We start from the raw sequence: 17,086 nt of genomic DNA on the forward strand, positions 1-17,086 counted from the left end.
CCCGCCCGCCGCGCCGCCCGCACACCCCCGAGGGTGAAGAGAGACGACGACAAGGAGATCATGCAACCGCTCCCGCTGGCCGACCCGGGCACGCCTGACGTACGGTCGCCCCGCAGGTTCCTGCTGTGGCTCGCGCTCCGGCAGTCGCGGACGGTCGCGGCCGCGGCGGCCCTGGGCGTCATCTGGATGCTGGCGCAGGCAGCCGTCCCGCTGCTCGTCGGCCGGATCATCGACCGGATGTTCACCGCGCCGTCGTCCGGCTCCGGCCCGGGACTGGCCGGGGCCGCGGCCGACTGCCTGCCGCTGGCGGGGCTGGCGGTGCTCCTGCACGGCTCCGGTGCCCTGCGCAACCGCTGCTCCGAGAGCAGCGCGCGCACGGCGAACTCCAGAGCGGTCCAGCTGGTGTGCCGCCGCGCTGTCGTGCCCGGCGGCTTCGGCGGAAGCCGCACGGCCGGCGGCCTGGCAGCCGTGAGCGGCGCCGACATCGCGCCGCTCGGTGACTTCCTGCGGATCGCCGCCCGTGCCGCCGGAGCGCTCGTCACCTTCGGCGCGGTCGCGGCGTTCCTCCTGGCGACGGCGCCGGCGCTCGGCTGGACGGCGCTGGTCGGCATGCCGCTGCTCGTGCTCGGCATCCATCCGCTGCTGCGCCCGCTGCTGGGTGGCCAGCACGCGCTGCGGGGGGTGCTGGACGACCTGAGCACCATGGCGGTGGATGCCGTGCACGGGCAGCGGGTGCTGCGGGGAGCGGGCGGAGCGGAGGAGTTCGTCCGCCGCTACCGCGCCCGCTCCCAGGAGGCGCGGGCGGCGAGTGTGCGGCTGGCCCGTACCGAGACCCTCGTGGACGGCGTGCAGGTGCTGCTGCCGGGCCTGTTCGGCCTGCTGGCCGTCGGGTGGTCCGCGGACCTGGCGCTGTCCGGTGCCATCAGCCCCGGCACGCTGGTGTCCCTGGCCGGCCTCGTCGCCTTCCTGGTCGTGCCGCTCCAGACGGCCGCCGAGTTCTACGACAAGGCCGCCAAAGCCGAGGTCGCCGCCGGCCGGGTCCTGGCCGTCCTCACCGCACCGCCGCAGGCACCGGCTCCCCAGGCGCCGCTTCCGCTCCCGCCGCCGGGTGCGGGCCCGGAGCTGGCGGACGCGCCGGCGGACCTCGCCTTCCCCGCCGGGCGACTGACCGTCGTCCAGGCCCCGGACGCCACCGCGGGCGCGGAGCTCGCCGACCGGCTGGCCGGGTACGGCGGGCCCGGCGCCTCCTTCCGCGGCGTCCCCCTCCAGGCCCTTGACCGCCGGGAGGTGCGGCAGCGTGTGCTGGTGACCACGCCGCTGTCCGGCGTGTTCGCCGGCACGTTGCGCGAGGTGGTGGACCCGCGGGGCGAGCACAGCGAGGAGGACGTCGGGCGGGCGCTGCACGCCGCTTCCGCCGAGGACGTCGCACGCGCTCTGCCCGCCGGTCTCGCCTCCCCTGTCGGCGGCCGCGGGCACACCCTGTCCGGTGGGCAGCGGCAGCGCCTCATCGTGGCGCGGGCGCTGCTGGCCGACCCCGAGGTGCTCGTGCTGTTCGCGCCGACCCAGGCGGTGGACGCCTCCACCGAAGCGCGCATGGCGCGGCGCATCGCCGGCTTCCGTACGGGCCGCACGACGGTGGTCATCACCGACAGTCCCGCCTTCACCGCCCACGCGGATGTCCGCGCCGACCTCGCCGGCCGGCCGGCGGACGGGGAGGCGGACCGGTGAGCGGGCACCTGCCGGTCGCGGACCGGCGCGCGGTCGCCGGCTGGCTGCGCCGGGTGCGGGCAGGGCACGGCCGGACGCTCGCGCTGGTCCTGGGCGCGTACACGCTGTCGGTCGCCGCGAGTCTGGCCACCGGGCCCATCATCGGCCGGCTGGTCTCGGCGGCCGTGCACCACGACAGGCGCGTGCCGCTGGTGCCGCTGATGGCACTGGGTACGGCGCTGCTGGTGGCGCAGACGCTGCTCACCCGTTACGCCCGCCTGCGGGCCCGGGTGCTGGGCGAGGAACTCCTCGCGCAGTTGCGGGAGGACGTCATGCGCCGGGCGCTGGCGCTGCCGATGGGCGTGGTGGAGGAAGCCGGCGTGGGCGACCTGCTGACCCGGACCACGCGGGACATCGCGGCCGTCGCCCGGAACTTCCGCTTCACCGTCTTCGAACTGCTCGGCGCGGTGCTGGTGATGGGCCTGACCGTGGTGGCACTGGGTGCGGTCGACCCGCTGTACGTCCTGCCGTGCCTGGTGTCCCTGGTGCTGTCCGCGGCGGTCACCCGCTGGTATCTGCGCCGCGCCCCCGGCTGGTACCTCGCCGAGAGCCAGGCGTACGCCGACGTCAGCGAGGGCCTGGTGGAGACCGGCTCTCACCCGCGCACCGTGGAGGCCCTCGACCTGGGAGGCCTGCGGGTGCGGCGTACCGACGGGGACCTGGCCCGGGTGTTCCGGGCGGGTCTGCGCACCCTGAACCTGCGCACCACCTGGCTGCCTGCCGTCGGGCTGCTGTGCCTTCTGCCGCTTCCGGCGGTGCTCCTGACCGGGTTCGTGCTGCACTCCCACGGCCATGCGACGGTGGCGGCCGTGACGACGGCGGCGGTGTACGCGCAGCAGTTCGGCGAGCCGGTGAACCGGGTCTCCTACTACGTCGACGACCTGCACCTCGCGTACACCGCGCTGGCCAGGCTGCTCGGGCTGCCCGCGCCGCCCGGCGAGCCGGTCCTGCTCCAGCGCGTCCCGGCCCGCCCACCTCTCACCGCGTCCGCGGTGCGCTTCTCCTACGACGGCGAACGCGACGTCCTGCACGGCGTCGACCTGGAACTGCGGCCCGGTGAGACGCTCGCCCTGATCGGGCCGAGCGGCGCCGGCAAGACCACCCTGGCCACGCTCCTGGCGGGCGCCCGGCCCCCCTCGGGCGGCGACATCCGCCTCGCCGGCGTACCGCTCGGCGCCCTGCCGGCGGCGTTGCTGCGCCGCCGCGTGGCCCTGGTCAGCCAGGAGCACCACGTGTTCGCCACGACACTGCGGGACAACGTCGCCCTGGCCGGCCCGCGGGCCGACGCCACCGTGTGGTCCGCGCTGCACGCGGTGGGCGCCGACTCCTGGGCCCGGCGGCTGCCGCAGGGCATCGCCACCCGGGTCGGCGCGGGCGGGGTGCCCCTGGACGCCCGGCAGGCACAGCAGGTGGCCCTGGCCCGGGTCCTGGCCGGGGAGCCGGACGTCATCGTGCTGGACGAGGCGACAGCCGACCTCGACCACGTGCTGGCCCGCCGCCTGGAGGAGGCGCTGGCGTCCCGCCTGCGGGACCGCACCGTCGTCACGGTCGCCCACCGCCTGCACACCGCACGCGACGCCGACCGGATCGCCGTCGTCGCGGACGGACGGATCACCGAGCTCGGCTCACACGACGAGCTGCTCGCCCTCGACGGCGCCTACGCGCGGCTGTGGCGCACCTGGGCCCGGAGAACGCCCGCCCGCGGCCGGGACGCCGAACGCGTCACCGGCAGCCCCGCGCCGCGGGGAGCCATGCCAGACCGAACGTCATGAAAGGTGGAGACCACATGCGCGTCTGCGTGTTCGGAGCCGGGTACATCGGCCTCGTGACCGCCGCCTGTTTCGCGGACCTGGGCCACACCGTCGCCGTTCGCGACATCAACCCCGGCACGGTCGCCGCGCTGCGAGCGGGCCGGACCCCGCTGTACGAGCCGGGGCTGGCCGAGCTGCTGGCCGGCAACACCGAGCGGCTGTCGTTCACCCTCGACGCGGGCGAGGCACTGCGCCACGCGGACGTGGCCTACGTGTGCGTGGACACGCCGCCGACCGCCGCCGGGGACGCCGATCTGAGCCGGGTGTTCGCCGTCGTCGACTCCCTGCGCGGGGCCTCCCACCTCAAGGCCGTCGTGGTGAAGAGCACTGTTCCCGTCGGGACGGGTGCCCAGGTGCGCGCCGCGCTCGACGCCGCCGGGCTGCGGCACGTGGCGTACGCCGCCAATCCGGAGTTCACCGCGGAGGGCAGTGCCGTGGCGAATTTTCTGCACCCCGACCGGGTGGTGGTGGGCACCGGCGACAAGGTCGCCGCGACGTGCGTGTCCGAGCTGCACAAGGGGGTGGACGCACCGGTCGTCGTCATGGACGTGGCCTCGGCGGAAATGGTGAAGCTCACCGCGAACGCCCTGCTCGCCACGAAGATCTCGTTCGTCAACGAGATCGCGAACGTGTGCGGACTGGTGGGCGCCGATGTCGTCGAGGTCGCCAGGGCTGTCGGGATGGACCACCGCCTGGGCCCGCACTTCCTCGAAGCCGGCATCGGCTGGGGCGGTTCCTGCTTCCCCAAGGACTCCCTGGCGCTCAAGCAGATGGCCGGCAACTCCGGGTACACCCCGCAGCTGCTCAGCGCGGTGATCGAGGTGAACGACCTCCAGCGACGGCGCGCCGTCCAGCGGTTGAAGACGGCGCTGGGCGGCCTGGCGGGCGCCCGCGTGGCCGTGCTGGGGGTGACGTTCAAGCCGGGGACGGACGACATGCGCGAGGCGCCGAGCACCGTGGTGGCCGCCCGGCTGCTCGCGGAGGGCGCGGAGGTGCGCTACTGGGACCCGGTCGCCGTCCCGGCGGACGCGCACCCGTGGTCGTCGTGCAGCCGCATGCCCACACCGGCCGCGGCGGCCGACGGCGCCGACGCCGCGATCGTCGTCACGCAGTGGCCGCAGCTGCTCGACGTGGACTGGGCCGCCGTGAGGCCGGCCATGCGGCGCCCCGTCCTGCTGGACGGCCGCAACCTGCTGGACCCTGGAACCATGGTCCGGCTCGGCTTCTCGTACATGGCGGTGGGCCGCGCCGCGTACGAACAGCTGTGACATCCCTCCCCGGCCCGGCAAGGAATCCCCTCATGCCCCAAGAGCAGGAACTGCGCGGCGGTTTCGTCGGCACGACCGTCCTCGTCGACGGCACGGTCCGCCGCACGCCCACCTCCCCCTACGTACGGCAGGTGCTCGGCCACTTCGCCGACCAGGAGTGGCCGGGTGCGCCGCGCTGCCTCGGGTCCGACGCGCAGGGGCGGGACATGTTCACCTTCGTCCCCGGCCTCGTGCCCTGGGAGTACGACGAACGCGTCGCCGCCGTCGGCAGCCTGACGGAGCTGGCCCGTCTGGTCCGCGCCGCGCACGACCTCACCGCCGGCCACCGCCTGGCCGCCGGCGCGGAGGTGGTGTGCCACAACGACCTGTCGTACCGGAACACCGTCTACCGCGACGAGGGCCGCCTGCTGCGCCCGGTCGCGCTCATCGACTGGGACCTGGCGGGGCCCGGCCGCCGGGTCCACGACGTGGCCCACCTGTGCTGGCAGTTCCTGCGGCTGGGCCCCGGCCGCGAGACGGACTGGGCCGGGCCGCGGATGCGGGCCGTCGCGGACGCCTACGGGCTGGCCGGCACCGACCGCGCCGATCTGGTGGCAACCGTGCTGTGGTGGCAGGACCGCTGCCGGCAGGGCATCGAGCAGGGCGCGGCCGACGGCGACCCCGCCATGGTCGGCCTCTGCCGGCGGGGCGTCCCCCAGGAGGTGCGCGCCGCGCAGAGCTGGACCGCCGCGCGGCAGCAGGAGCTGACCGCCTTCCTCTGAGACTCCGCGCCGCGGGGCTCGTGAACTCGGTGTCGCGGGGCTCGCGGGAAGGCGCGCCGGTGCTCCTACCCTGGAGAGGGGGGCGCGGGGAAGCCGCACAGCAGACGGAGGGAGGCGCGGGATGCGTGCTCACGTCGGGGACTGGATCGTCGTGGAGTCCGTGCATGTGGACGGCCACCGCCGCCGCGGCCGGGTCGTCGGCCTGGAGCATCCGGACGGCACACCGCCGTACACCGTGCGCTGGACGGAGGACCACCGGGAGACGCTGTTCTCCCCCGGGCCGGAGGCCCATGTCGAGGCCGAGGGCGAACACACCGGGCGCGGGGGCGGCGGACGCTGACCGGCCGGGCGCGGCTGGACGGGCGTTCGCTGCCTGACGCCGGGTCAGGGAGGTGCGCCTGGCCGCGTGCCGCACGGCCTTCGGATACCCGGGTGGGGTATGCTCGCAGCGGCTGCGCCGGGAGGCGTGTGCCCAGGCGCGTTGCGAACGGAGGGGTCCGGCGGTGGCGGGCAGGCGGCAGGTCGGCGGGCGGGGCGCTGCCCGGCTGCTGCTGTCGTGCGCGGTCCTGGCCGGCCTGTTCCTGATGCACGGTTCTCCGTTCGGTGCGGCCGAAGGGTGCCATGGCGCGGCGGCCGCGCCTGCGGGCATGAGCGTCCCGGCCGCCGCCGCGATGGCGCCGAACGGCCCCGCGGCGGCGGCACACCAGCGCCCCGGCAGCGCGCGGACCGGGGCCGTACCGGCGATGCGCGGGCAACTGTGCGTATCGACCCCGGCCCGCCCCCGCCTTGTGCTGCCCGCCGGCGGGCCGCTCCTCGCCGTCGCCGTGCCGGCGGCCGCCCTCCTGGCCTTCGGCCGACTCCTGGGCGGGCCCCACCGGGCGAGGCGGCGCGGGCCGCCGCCACCGGGCGGGCGCCTGCTCCTGCTCCAGGTGTGTGTCGCGCGGACCTGACCGGGCCGCGCCGGGCCGGTAGTTCCTGCCGAGATCCGGTGAGGTGCCCTGATGACGTCCGCGCACCCGGTGCGGGTGCGCCCACCCGGAAAGTCCCCCACCCATGTCTGCTTCTTCTTCCCGCATCAGTACCGCCATGCGCCGCCGCGCCCTCGCGGCTGCCGCCGCGGCCGTACTCGCGACCGCCCTGGCCGCGTGCGGCTCCAGCGGCTCCGGCGGCCACGGCGCCATGCCCGGCACGCACCACGGCGCGATGCCGTCGGCCACCGGCGCCGCCGCAGCCACTGCCACCGCCACCGCCACCGCCACGTCAGGTATGCCCGGCATGGGCGCCACCGCGGGCGGCGACGGCCTGTCCGACCACGCGGACGGCTACCGCCTCACCAGCGCCGCCACCACGCTGCCCGCCGGCACCCCCGCCCCCTACCGCTTCACCGTCGCCGGCCCGGACGGCAGGCCGGTCACCGCGTTCCGGGTCGACCAGACCAAGCGGCTGCACTTCTACGCGATCCGCTCGGACCTGACCGGCTTCCAGCACCTGCACCCGGTCATGGCCCAGGACGGCACCTGGACCGCGCGCCCGGCCGCCCTCGCGCCCGGCTCCTGGCGGATGTTCGCCGCTTTCACCCCGGCGGCCGGGCCGGGCGCGGGCACCGCGTTCGTGCTGTCCCGTCCGGTCACCGTCCCCGGCGCCGCCACCGCGACCCCGCTGCCCGCCGCGTCGTCCACGGCCACCGCCGACGGCTACACCGTCACCGTCAAGGGCGACCTGATGGCGGGCATGGAGCACCCGCTGACCGTGCACCTCGCCACGTCGAAGGACGGCCGGCCCGTCACCGGCCTCCAGCCGTACCTGGACAGCTACGCGCACCTGACCGCCTTCCACGAGGGCGACGCCGCCTTCGCGCACCTGCACCCCACCACGGCGGCCGACGGCGGCCACGGCGGCCCGGACCTGTCCTTCCACGCCGAGCTGCCGAAGCCGGGGAACTGGCGGATGTTCCTCCAGTTCCGGGCCGCCGGAGCCCTGCACACCGCGGCGCTGACCCTGCGCGTGAGCTGACCGTGAGCTGACCCCGTCCGAAGGGGGTCCGAAGGGGGCGCCGACCGGCAGCGGCGCCCCCACCACCCGATCGGCCGGGCCGCCCCGCGCCCGCGCGCGGCGCGGCGCGGTCCCGCTCCCTCCACGGGGAAGGCTGTGACGTATGCACGCGATCCTGCACGCCCTGTCGATCACCGGCTCGATGGCCTGGGAGATCACCTGGGCCCTGATCCTGGGCTTCGCCCTGTCCGCCGTCGTGCAGGCGGTCGTCCGCACCTCCACCGTCGTGGCGCTCCTGGGCGACGACCGCCCCCGCACTTTGGCGCTCTCCGCCGGTCTGGGCGCGGCCTCGTCGTCCTGCTCCTACGCGGCGGTGGCGCTGGCGCGCTCGCTGTTCCGCCGGGGCGCCGACTTCACCGCGGCGATGGCGTTCGAGATCGCCTCCACCAACCTCGTCGCCGAACTCGGCGTCATCCTCGCGCTGTTGATGGGGTGGCAGTTCACGCTCGCGGAGTTCACCGGCGGCCCGATCATGATCGTCGTCCTGGCGGTGCTGTTCCGGCTGCTGCTGCGCGACCGGTTGCTGCGCACGGCCCGGGCGCAGGCCGAACGCGGCGTGGCCGGTGCCATGGAGGGCCATGCCGCGATGGACATGTCCGTACGGGGCGAGGGCTCCTTCGCCCGGCGCCTGCTGTCGCCCGACGGGTTCACCGCGACCTCGCACGTGTTCGTCATGGAGTGGGCGGCGATCCTGCGGGACCTGGTGGTCGGCCTGTTCGTCGCGGGCGCCATCGCCGCCTGGGTGCCCGACGCGTTCTGGCGCGCGTTCTTCTTCGACGGCCACCCGCTGGCGTCCAAGTTCTGGGGTCCGCTGATCGGCCCGCTGGTCGCGATCGCCTCGTTCGTCTGCTCCATCGGGAACGTGCCGCTCGCGGTCGTGCTGTGGAAGGGCGGGATCAGTTTCGGCGGGGTCGTCGCGTTCGTCTTCGCCGACCTGATCATCCTGCCGATCCTGAGCATCTACCGGAAGTACTACGGCGCCCGTATGGCCCTCTTCCTGCTCGGCACCTTCTACGCGGCCGCCGTCGTCGCCGGATACGCCGTCGAGCTGGTCTTCGGCGGCCTCGGCCTCGTCCCCGACCAGGCCGACGCCACCATCCCCGCCGAAGGCGTCACCTGGAACTACACCACCGTCCTCAACATCGCCTTCCTCCTCCTGGCCGCCGCGCTCCTGACCCGCTTCCTGCGCACCGGCGGCCTCGGCATGCTCCGCATGATGGGCGGCGCCCCCAGCACGGACAGCGACCACTCCCACCACTAGGGTCCGTCCCGCCGATCACCGTCGCCCCAGGCTCTCAGCGGACGACCGAGACCGCGAAGGGGGCGAACCCGCTGGAGCGGATCACGTGGGGCACGAACAGGATCGCGGCCTCGGTGGCGCGGGCGGTCCCGATCCCGCCGAGGTCCGTGATCCACTCCTGCTGCCAGCCGAGGTCGGTGAGCAGTTCACGGACGGTCTGCTTGGCCTGCGGGTCCTCGCCGGAGAGGAAGGCGGTCGGCGCCTGGGCGAGCGCGCCGGGCGCGGTCATCACGGGGAAGAGCATCGTGTTGAGCGTCTTGACGACGCGCGTTTCCGGGAGTGCCTCCTGGAGTTGCTCGGCCAGGCTCGAACCGGGGTAGAGCAGGTCGGCGGGCAGCCCGTCCGGTCCGTCGACGGTGGCGTTGGAGACGTCGACGAGGATCTTGCCGCGCAGTTCGTCGCGCAGTGCGGTGAGCCGCTCCAGCGAGCCGGCGCCCGGGGTTGCGTTGACGACGATCCGCGCCTCCTCGGCGGCGTCGGCGGCGGCGCCCGGCGCGCGGCCCGCCACCGTCACCCGGTGGCCTGCGCGGGTGAGGGCCTGGGCGAGGTTGCCGCCGACGCGGCCGTTGCCGAGGACTGCGATGGTGGTCATGGTGTTCTGTTCCTTCGGTGGGTGCGGGTCGTGGTGGGTGGTCAGCGGGAGAGCGTGGTGACGGCCCGGGCGTGGACGCCGGGCGCGGCGGCCAGGAAGCTCGCGCTCTGCGGGGTCCAGGGGCGGCCCTCGGCGTCGGTGATCCGTCCGCCGGCCTCGGTGACGAGCAGGGCTCCGGGGAGCAGGTCCGCGCGGGCGCCGGCGAACTGCCAGAAGGCGTCGAGCCGGCCGGCGGCCACGTCCAGCAGGTGCAGGGTCGCGGGGACGGCGACGCGGACGACGAGCGCGTCGAGGAGCATCGCGGTGATCGAGGAGCCGATGCGCCGCACGACCTTCTCGTCCTCGTCCGGCCGGGCCTGGCTGGTGGCGACCAGGCTCAGGCCGAGGTCCGCGGTCGGGGACACGTGCAGGGGCCGGCCGTCGAGGTGGGCGCCGGCGCCGGCGAGCGCGGTGTAGGTCCGGCCGGCCAGCGGCTGGTGGACCGCGGTGAGCACCGGCCGGTTGTCGCGCACGAGAGTGGCGGTAACCGCCCATTCGGGCAGGGCGTGCAGGTGGTTGACGTTGCCCTCGGCCGGGTCCACGACCCACCACTCGCCGGACGGCAGCGCCCCGCCGTCCAGTTCGTTCTCCACCCAGCCGGCGTCCGGGCGCAGGCGCGTCAGGCGGGGGCGCAGGACGGCGAGGGCCGCGTCGTCGTTGGCGGCGAGCGCACCCATCAGCTCGTCACGGGTCCGAGGAGCGGCCACGTCCCCGAAGCGCTCCCGCAGCACCGAACCCGCCGCGCGTACGGCGTCGGCGGTCCGCGCGAGCAGGTCGGTGTCGGACGCGGAGTCGGCGGGCGCGGCGATTTCGGCGGTGCGGATCGATTCGGACATGGTGGTGCTCCCATCGGAGGAGGGGTGGTCGAGCAGACCGGGCGAAACCGCGTTCCGTTCGCGCCTGCCCTTCGAAAGTAGAGCGGTCGATCATTAACCTCAAGTGCATGTCACGCACTACTGACATGACTCCCGCGCAATTGGATCTGCTTCCCTCCCGCAGTGCCCGCGAAGCCCGTCGAGATGCCCCGACGGGACGCTACTGGTCAGCAGCGTCCGGAGCGGTGAACAGGCCCTGGAGGGTCTGGGTCGCCAGGTCGAGCAGCCAGGTGTGGGCGGGGTCGTCGTCGTAGCGCTGGTGCCAGAGCAGATAGAGCGGCACGGGTGGCAGGTCGAAGGGCAACGGCAGTGTGGTCAGGCCCAGTTGGTCGCGGGCGGAGCGGGTGACCGCGTCGGGGAGGGTGACCACGATGTCGGCGTCACGGGCGAGTTGCAGGGCGGTGTCCGTCGCGGGGGCGGAGACGATGACACGGCGCTCGTGGCCGAGGGCGGCGACGGCGTCGTCCACCCGGTTGCGCAGGCTCCCCCGCCGGGAGACGGTCACGTGATCGGCCGCGGCGTACCTCTCGACCGTCACCGGCCCGTCGGTGAGCGGATGGCCCGCCCGGACCGCGAGGATGATCCGGTCCTGGCCGATGAGGCGGTGACGGATGTCGGGCTGGGGCGGGGGTCCGGCGCTGGAGGCCACATCGACCTCTCCGCGACGCAGCTCAGGGGTGTCGTGGCCGGGCTCGACCGTGAGGCGCATCTTCACCTTCGGGGCCTGGCGGTGCACCGCGGCGACCAGGGCAGTCCCGCAGGCGGTGGTGAGGGCGTCGTGCAGGCGAACGGTGAACACCCGCTCCAGGTCCGCCAGGTCGAGGTCCGTACGGGAGGACAGCAACTGGTGGGCCTGCTGCACCAGGACGTGGACCTCGGTGCGCATGGCCAGTGCGCGGGGGGTGGGCGTCATGTGGCGTCCGGTGCGGACCAGGATCTGGTCGCCGGTGGCTTTGCGGATGCGGCCCAGCGAGCGGCTCATCGCCGGCGCGGTGACGTGGAGCCGGTCCGCGGCTCCGGCCACACTGCCCTCTTCCAGCAGCGCGTCCAGGGCGGTGAGCAGATTCAAGTCCAGTTGCATGGCAGTAACTATATGAATGAAGAGCATGCACTTGCTGTTAGGCGGTGTCCCTGGTGATCACGCGCGGAACCGGATGACGAGCGCCCGGGCCGGACAGGTGGCGGAACGTGCCGGGCCCCGGCGGAGCACCGCTCGGCCACCGTGTTGGCGGTAGCGGGCACCCTGATGCCGCAGCGGCGGTGCCGCGGACGCCGACGGCCCTGCGGCAGCGGTCACTTGGCCGCCGCGGCGCTCCGGATGGTCCTACTCCGCGTGCACACGTGTCCGGGCGCCCGCAGGGTGAGGTCATGGCAGAGACACGTGCCCGACAGTCCCGTGCGCCGTCCCACCGGTCCGGCTCCCGCAGCGGGCATCCGAAGGACGCGCACGACGCGGCCGAGCGGGCCGCCCACCTCCTCGGCGAGCTGATCCGGCGTCCGACCGAGGGCTGCTCCGCGGTCGCGCCGCTGGAGGAGGGCGGCTGGCGCGTCGGCGTGGACGTGGTCGAGGTCGCCCGTATCCCGGACACCACGAGCCTGCTGGCGACGTACGAGGTCGAGCTGGCCGAGGACGGCGCACTGCGCAGCTACCGCCGCGTCCACCGCTACCGGCGCGGCGCCGTCGACGAGTGAGCCGCCGACCACTGAGCCGTCGCCGCTCCCGCCGCCCTGTCCCCCGGGGCCCACCCGAAAGATTGGTACCGCCGTGACCGTCATCACCGATGGAGTCGTGTGCCCCCCGCGTGCGGGCACGCTCTACGACGTTCTGGACCTCATCCTCGACCGGGGCATGGTCATCGACGTGTTCGTCCGGGTGTCCCTGGTCGGCATCGAGATCCTCAAGATCGACGCGCGCATCGTCGTGGCCAGCGTGGACACGTACCTGCGCTTCGCCGAGGCGTGCAACCGCCTGGACCTGGAGAACGACTCCACCAGCCGCACCGTCCCGGAGCTGTTCGGCGGGGCCTCCGCCGCCATAGGCAAGACCGGCGCCAAGCGGGCCGCCCGGTCGGTGGGCGACAAGGTCAAGGACGCCATCGGCGTCGGAGGCGACGGGGACGACGAGGACGAGGGCGACGAGGAGGAGCAGGAGCGGCCGCGGCGCAAGAGCTCGGCCCGCCGCTCCGGCAGTTCCTCCGGGAGCCGTTCCAGCTCTCGTTCCGGCAGCCGGTCCCGGCGTCACGACGAGGAGGACTGACCGTGGGGAGCACTTACGTCTACGGGGTGACCGCGGCGGACGTCGTCCTGCCCGGCCAGGTGCATGGCATCGGCGATCCGCCGGCCCGGCTGCGCACGCTGGTCGCGGGCCCGCTGGCCGCCGTGGTCAGCGCCGCACCGCAGCGGCTGCGCGCCTACCGCCGGGATCTGCACGCGCACCAGAACGTCCTGCTGTCCCTGTCCGGCAGCGGCCCGGTGCTCCCGGCCCGGTTCGGCGTGGTGGCCGACGACGAGGACGCCCTGCTCGCTCAGCTGCGGACCGGCGCCGACGGCTACCGGGCCGCGCTGGCCCGGATCTCCGGCCGCGTCGAGCTGAACCTCAAGGTCTCCCCGGTCGAGGCCGGCCTCGCGGACCTCACCCGCACCGACCCGCAGGTGCGGCGGCTGCGGGAGGAGGTACGGCGGCGGCCCGGCTACGACACGAGTGTGCGGCTCGGCGAGGCCGTCGCCGCGGGCCTGCGGCGGCGCGCGGAGGAGGTGGGGCGGCAGGCGGCTGCCGCGCTGGCGGCGCTCGCCGAGGAGACGGCTCCCGGCCCGGACGTTCCGGGCTGCGTGCTGAACGCGTCCTTCCTCGTCGCCGCCGACCGCACGGACGACTGCCGCGCCGCGGTGGACACGCTCGCCGCCCGGAACGTCTTCGGCGCCGGGCTGCGGCTGACCGGTCCGCTGCCGTGCTACAGCTTCTCCGACGTACCGGCCCTCGCGGGGACCTGACATGGGCCTCTTCACCGGTCTGCTGCTCCTGCCGCTCGCCCCGGTCCGCGGTGTGGGCTGGCTCGCCGACGTGCTGCTGGAGACGGCGGAGAACGAGATCGACGACCCGGCGGTGCTCCGTGCCCGGCTCGCCGAGCTCAACCGGGCCCTGGACGACGGCGAGATCGACCCCGAGCGGTTCGCGGCGGAGGAAGAACGGCTGCTGGACCAGCTCGAACACGGCACACTCCGGCGGCAGCGCGCCGCCCACCAGTCAGGAGACGTTCGGTGACGGACAGTTCGTGCAAGACCGCGATCGCCGCGGCGGTGGCCGGCGGCTACCTCCTCGGCCGTACCCGCAAGGCGAAGACGGCCATCGTCATCGGCACCTTCCTCGCCGGGCGCCGGTTCCCCCTCTCCCCGGCGGGGCTCGCCGCGGAGGGCCTGCGCCGGCTGCGGGAGCATCCCCAACTGGACGAGCTGCGCGCGCAGATCAAGGACGAGCTGTACATGGCCGCGAGCAAGGCCGCGTCCTCGTCCGCCGACCGGGGCTTCTCCTCCCTCGCCGGAGCGCTCCGCGAGCGGGGCGCCCGCCGCCCGCAGGAGGAACCCGGAGAAGCCGGAGAAGCCGAAGACCGGGAGGACGGTGCGGAGGAGGACGAGCAGGGCCCGGAAGACGACGACCGCGGCGGCGCGGAAGGCGCCGACGACGCGGAGGAGCCCGAGTCCCCCCGGCACGCGCCCCACCGGCACGACGGGCCGGCGGGCAGGAAAGCGGCGAAGCACGCGGCGAAGAAGGCCGCGCACAAGAGCGCGGCCGCCAAGTCCGCGTCCCGCCAGGGCGAGACGGCCCGGCGGAAGACCACGGGCCGGGCGGATTCCACGACCAACCGGCGCGGGAGGTAGACGGCGATGGCCAGGCAGAACGAGAAGTCCGACCGCCCCACCGGGCTGGAGGAACTGCGCGAGGAGTTCGGTCACTTCCTGAGCGGAATGACGCAGGGGTGGATCGACAAGGCCGGCGGCAAGGTGTCCGACCTGACCGACCGGCTGTCCGACATCGGCGAGGGCGAGGGCGGCATGCTCGGCGTGGGCAGCCGCGTCCTCCAGGGCGAGTCACCGTTCAAGGCGATGGCCGGACAGAAAGCCAAGGACGCCAAGGAGAAGGTCATGGGCACGGTCAAGAACGCCGTCGGGGGCGGCGGCGGTGGCGGGGGCGGGGGCAAGGGGGACAACGTCAAGGCGGTGAACATCGTCGAGACGCTGGACGTCGGCGTCCCCCTGCGCACGGCGTACGACCACTGGACGCAGTTCGAGGACTTCAGCGGCTTCACCAAGGGCGTCCAAGGCGTCTCGCAGGAGGACGACGTCACGACCGAGTGGAACGTCAAGGTCGGCCCGTCCAAACGGAACTGGAAGGCAACGATCCAGGAGCAGATCCCGGACGAGCGGATCGTGTGGACGTCCGAGGGGCCCAAGGGCACCACGGCGGGCGCCGTCAGCTTCCACGACCTCGGCCCCACCCTGACGCGCATCCTCGTGGTGGTGGAGTACACCCCCGCCGGGTTCTTCGAGAAGACCGGCAACCTCTGGCGCGCCCAGGGCCGGCGGCTCCGCCTCGACCTCAAGCACTTCAGCCGCCACGTCACGCTGCACGCCGACGACGAGATCGAGGGCTGGCGCGGCGAGATCCGCGACGGCGAGGTCGTGCGCTCCCACGAGGAGGGCCTGGAGGACGACGAGGGCGCGGAGGGCGCCGAGGACGAGGAGGAGTTCGACGAGGACGAGGACGAAGCGGACCAGGGCGAAGACGAGGACGAGGACGAGGACTGGGACGAGGAGGAGGACGAGGACGAGCGTCCTCGGCGGCGCGGCCGGAGCCGGCGGTGACGGCACCGCTCGACTTCCCCACCGCCGACGACCCCTACCGCCACTCCCCCTCGACGTCCAACCTCGCCGACATCCTCGAACGCATCCTGGACAAGGGCATCGTGATCGCCGGCGACGTCAAGATCGATCTCCTGGACATCGAACTCCTCACCATCCGGCTCCGGTTGTTCATCTCGTCGGTCGAGACGGCCAAGAAGGCCGGCATCGACTGGTGGGAGACCGATCCGGCCCTGTCCTCCCGCGCCGCCGAGCGCGCCCTCGCGCAGGAGAACGAGGAACTGCGCTCCCGGGTGGCCGAGTTGGAGGACCGGGAGGACGTCCCCGCCCGCAGCGCACCGTCCAGGGCGCGGACATGACGGCCCCCACCGACCGCGGTCCCGCGCCGGTCGGGCCGAGCGCGCCGGCCGGGCCGGCCGACGGGATGACGGCGACCTGTGTCTTCGCCGTCCGGCGCGGCGGCGATCCCGGCAGTCTGGCGGGCCGGAGCGGGCACACGGGCGGCGGGCCGCTGCGCCTGCTGCCGCTGGCCGGCTCCCTGCGGGCCGTCGTGCAGAGCGTCCCGGCGGCGGACTTCACGCAGGAGGCCCTGCGCCGGCGGCTGTCGGACCCGGTCGCCTTGGAGCGCTGCGCCCGCGGCCACCACGACGTGGTCGTGGCCGCCGCCGCGGACGGCCCGGTCGTTCCGCTGCCGCTGGCGACCCTCTTCACCGACGACCGGCGGGCCGCCGAAGCCCTGGACCACCAGCGGGAGTTGTTCCTCGGCACGCTGGACCGGTTGGCGGGGCGCGCCGAGTGGTCCGTCAAGGTCCACCTCGGCCGGTCGGCCGGCACCGCCCCGGCCCCGGCCGCTTCCCGGACCGCGGGCACCGCGAGGGCGGCCGCTCCCGGGGCGGGCGCGGCCTACCTGTCCCGGGTGCGGGGCCGCGAGCGCGACCGCCAGTCCTGGCAGGACGCGGCGCTGCACGTGGCCCAGCGGGTCCACGACACCGCGGCCGCCCTGGCCGTGGCCGCGGTGCGCCGCCGTCCGCACGGCCCCGAGGTCACCGGGCGGGACCGGCACCAGGTGCTCAACGCCGCCTTCCTCGTCGACGACGCCCAGTCCGCGGAGCTGGCCGCGGCGGTGCACGCCCTCCGGGGCTCCTTCACCGGTCTCGAGGTGCACATCGACGTCACCGGCCCGTGGGTGCCCTACTCCTTCACCGGCGGGGTCCACCCGTGACCGCCGCGACCGACACCGTCAGCTGGGTGGGGCCCGACAGCGGCGCGCCGCTGGGCGTCCCGCTCGTCGACCTGCTCGACCGCGTCCTGGCGACCGGCGTCGTCATCAGCGGCGACCTCGTCATCGCCATCGCCGAGGTGCCGCTGATCCGGCTCTCCCTGCACGCCCTGCTCGCGTCCGTCAGCGAGCGGGTGCCCGCCCCCTGGAGCGACGGAGGGCCCCTGTGACCGCCCCGACGGTGCGCCTCGACCCGGACAACGCCGCCCGGGACCTCGTCTCCCTCGTCCTCACCCTGGTCGAGCTGGTCCGCCAGCTCCTGGAACGCCAGGCGGTGCGCCGCCTGGACCAGGAGGACCTCACCGCGGACCAGGAGGAGCGGCTCGGCCTCGCCCTCATGCGGCTCGACGAGGCGATGACCGAGCTCTGCGCGCACCACGGACTCAGCCGCGACGACCTCAACCTCGACCTCGGCCCCTTGGGCCCCCTCCTCGCGGACAGCTGGCGCTGACCGCCGGGGCCCTGGCCGGGGCCGCCGCCGGGCC

21 protein-coding genes are annotated in these 17,086 nt (G+C 74.6%); 18 read left to right on the forward strand and 3 right to left on the reverse strand.

The window, feature by feature from the left end; translation table 11 throughout:
- The first annotated feature begins 33 nt into the window (after positions 1 to 33).
- From AC3EVP_RS27600 to AC3EVP_RS27635, 8 genes are all read left to right on the forward strand, one after another.
- On the forward strand, positions 34 to 1,728 hold the full coding sequence (locus tag AC3EVP_RS27600; protein ID WP_435134342.1) for an ABC transporter transmembrane domain-containing protein: 1,695 nt from the start codon (positions 34 to 36) through the stop codon (positions 1,726 to 1,728).
- Entirely contained in the window at positions 1,725 to 3,539 is a 1,815-nt protein-coding gene (locus AC3EVP_RS27605; RefSeq protein ID WP_435134345.1) for an ABC transporter ATP-binding protein, read from the forward strand. The genes AC3EVP_RS27600 and AC3EVP_RS27605 overlap by 4 nt, the downstream gene beginning before the upstream one ends.
- Positions 3,540 to 3,553: 14 nt before the next feature.
- On the forward strand, positions 3,554 to 4,846 hold the full coding sequence (locus AC3EVP_RS27610; protein WP_435134348.1) for a UDP-glucose dehydrogenase family protein: 1,293 nt from the start codon (positions 3,554 to 3,556) through the stop codon (positions 4,844 to 4,846).
- A 32-nt stretch (positions 4,847 to 4,878) separates the two neighbouring features.
- Positions 4,879 to 5,607 carry a phosphotransferase family protein gene (locus tag AC3EVP_RS27615; protein ID WP_435134351.1) on the forward strand — a complete coding sequence of 243 codons (729 nt, stop codon included), beginning with the start codon at positions 4,879 to 4,881 and terminating at the stop codon, positions 5,605 to 5,607.
- 121 nt (positions 5,608 to 5,728) lie between these two features.
- Positions 5,729 to 5,947: a DUF1918 domain-containing protein gene (locus tag AC3EVP_RS27620; RefSeq protein WP_335980342.1), complete on the forward strand. Its 219-nt coding sequence runs from the start codon at positions 5,729 to 5,731 to the stop codon at positions 5,945 to 5,947.
- A gap of 163 nt (positions 5,948 to 6,110) precedes the next feature.
- A complete protein-coding gene (locus AC3EVP_RS27625) occupies positions 6,111 to 6,557 on the forward strand; it encodes a hypothetical protein (protein ID WP_435134354.1) in 447 nt (148 codons plus the stop codon).
- Positions 6,558 to 6,660: 103 nt separating this feature from the next.
- The gene (locus AC3EVP_RS27630; RefSeq protein WP_435134356.1) at positions 6,661 to 7,620 is read left to right on the forward strand and encodes a hypothetical protein; all 960 of its coding nucleotides are present in this window, start codon (positions 6,661 to 6,663) and stop codon (positions 7,618 to 7,620) included.
- A gap of 142 nt (positions 7,621 to 7,762) precedes the next feature.
- Positions 7,763 to 8,920 (forward strand): permease, encoded by a 1,158-nt coding sequence (locus AC3EVP_RS27635; protein WP_435134359.1) that lies wholly within the window; start codon positions 7,763 to 7,765, stop codon positions 8,918 to 8,920.
- Positions 8,921 to 8,954: 34 nt separating this feature from the next.
- Here the strand turns inward: AC3EVP_RS27635 and AC3EVP_RS27640 are convergent, their stop codons facing one another.
- The 3 genes from AC3EVP_RS27640 to AC3EVP_RS27650 all read right to left on the reverse strand — a co-directional run bounded on the left by AC3EVP_RS27640 (position 8,955) and on the right by AC3EVP_RS27650 (position 11,546).
- The gene (locus AC3EVP_RS27640; protein WP_435134361.1) at positions 8,955 to 9,551 is read right to left on the reverse strand and encodes an NADPH-dependent F420 reductase; all 597 of its coding nucleotides are present in this window, start codon (positions 9,549 to 9,551) and stop codon (positions 8,955 to 8,957) included.
- A gap of 41 nt (positions 9,552 to 9,592) precedes the next feature.
- Positions 9,593 to 10,426, reverse strand: a complete 834-nt coding sequence (locus tag AC3EVP_RS27645) for an inositol monophosphatase family protein (RefSeq protein ID WP_435134364.1) — start codon at positions 10,424 to 10,426, stop codon at positions 9,593 to 9,595.
- Between the two features lie 199 nt (positions 10,427 to 10,625).
- Positions 10,626 to 11,546, reverse strand: a complete 921-nt coding sequence (locus AC3EVP_RS27650) for a LysR family transcriptional regulator (RefSeq protein ID WP_435134366.1) — start codon at positions 11,544 to 11,546, stop codon at positions 10,626 to 10,628.
- A gap of 287 nt (positions 11,547 to 11,833) precedes the next feature.
- Between AC3EVP_RS27650 and AC3EVP_RS27655 the strand changes: the two genes are divergently transcribed.
- From AC3EVP_RS27655 to AC3EVP_RS27700, 10 genes are all read left to right on the forward strand, one after another.
- The gene (locus AC3EVP_RS27655) at positions 11,834 to 12,157 is read left to right on the forward strand and encodes a gas vesicle protein GvpO (RefSeq protein WP_335980329.1); all 324 of its coding nucleotides are present in this window, start codon (positions 11,834 to 11,836) and stop codon (positions 12,155 to 12,157) included.
- 73 nt (positions 12,158 to 12,230) lie between these two features.
- Positions 12,231 to 12,722, forward strand: a complete 492-nt coding sequence (gene gvpJ / locus AC3EVP_RS27660) for a gas vesicle protein GvpJ (RefSeq protein WP_435134369.1) — start codon at positions 12,231 to 12,233, stop codon at positions 12,720 to 12,722.
- 2 nt (positions 12,723 to 12,724) lie between these two features.
- Positions 12,725 to 13,456: a GvpL/GvpF family gas vesicle protein gene (locus AC3EVP_RS27665; protein WP_435134372.1), complete on the forward strand. Its 732-nt coding sequence runs from the start codon at positions 12,725 to 12,727 to the stop codon at positions 13,454 to 13,456.
- Position 13,457: 1 nt separating this feature from the next.
- Positions 13,458 to 13,727 (forward strand): gas vesicle protein GvpG, encoded by a 270-nt coding sequence (locus AC3EVP_RS27670; RefSeq protein ID WP_435134374.1) that lies wholly within the window; start codon positions 13,458 to 13,460, stop codon positions 13,725 to 13,727.
- The gene (locus tag AC3EVP_RS27675) at positions 13,724 to 14,341 is read left to right on the forward strand and encodes a hypothetical protein (protein ID WP_435134377.1); all 618 of its coding nucleotides are present in this window, start codon (positions 13,724 to 13,726) and stop codon (positions 14,339 to 14,341) included. The genes AC3EVP_RS27670 and AC3EVP_RS27675 overlap by 4 nt, the downstream gene beginning before the upstream one ends.
- 6 nt (positions 14,342 to 14,347) lie before the next feature.
- Complete coding sequence (locus AC3EVP_RS27680; protein ID WP_435134379.1) at positions 14,348 to 15,325, forward strand: SRPBCC family protein; 978 nt, start codon at positions 14,348 to 14,350, stop codon at positions 15,323 to 15,325.
- The gene (locus AC3EVP_RS27685; RefSeq protein ID WP_435134382.1) at positions 15,322 to 15,681 is read left to right on the forward strand and encodes a gas vesicle protein; all 360 of its coding nucleotides are present in this window, start codon (positions 15,322 to 15,324) and stop codon (positions 15,679 to 15,681) included. Before AC3EVP_RS27680 ends, AC3EVP_RS27685 begins: the two co-directional genes overlap by 4 nt.
- Positions 15,678 to 16,544, forward strand: a complete 867-nt coding sequence (locus AC3EVP_RS27690) for a GvpL/GvpF family gas vesicle protein (RefSeq protein WP_435134384.1) — start codon at positions 15,678 to 15,680, stop codon at positions 16,542 to 16,544. The genes AC3EVP_RS27685 and AC3EVP_RS27690 overlap by 4 nt, the downstream gene beginning before the upstream one ends.
- Positions 16,541 to 16,771, forward strand: coding sequence for a gas vesicle protein (locus AC3EVP_RS27695; RefSeq protein WP_335980312.1), 231 nt, complete (start codon positions 16,541 to 16,543; stop codon positions 16,769 to 16,771). Before AC3EVP_RS27690 ends, AC3EVP_RS27695 begins: the two co-directional genes overlap by 4 nt.
- A complete protein-coding gene (locus AC3EVP_RS27700) occupies positions 16,768 to 17,052 on the forward strand; it encodes a gas vesicle protein K (protein ID WP_335980310.1) in 285 nt (94 codons plus the stop codon). Before AC3EVP_RS27695 ends, AC3EVP_RS27700 begins: the two co-directional genes overlap by 4 nt.
- Positions 17,053 to 17,086 lie beyond the last annotated feature (34 nt).

The sequence above is a fragment of the Actinacidiphila sp. bgisy144 genome, from assembly GCF_057708105.1.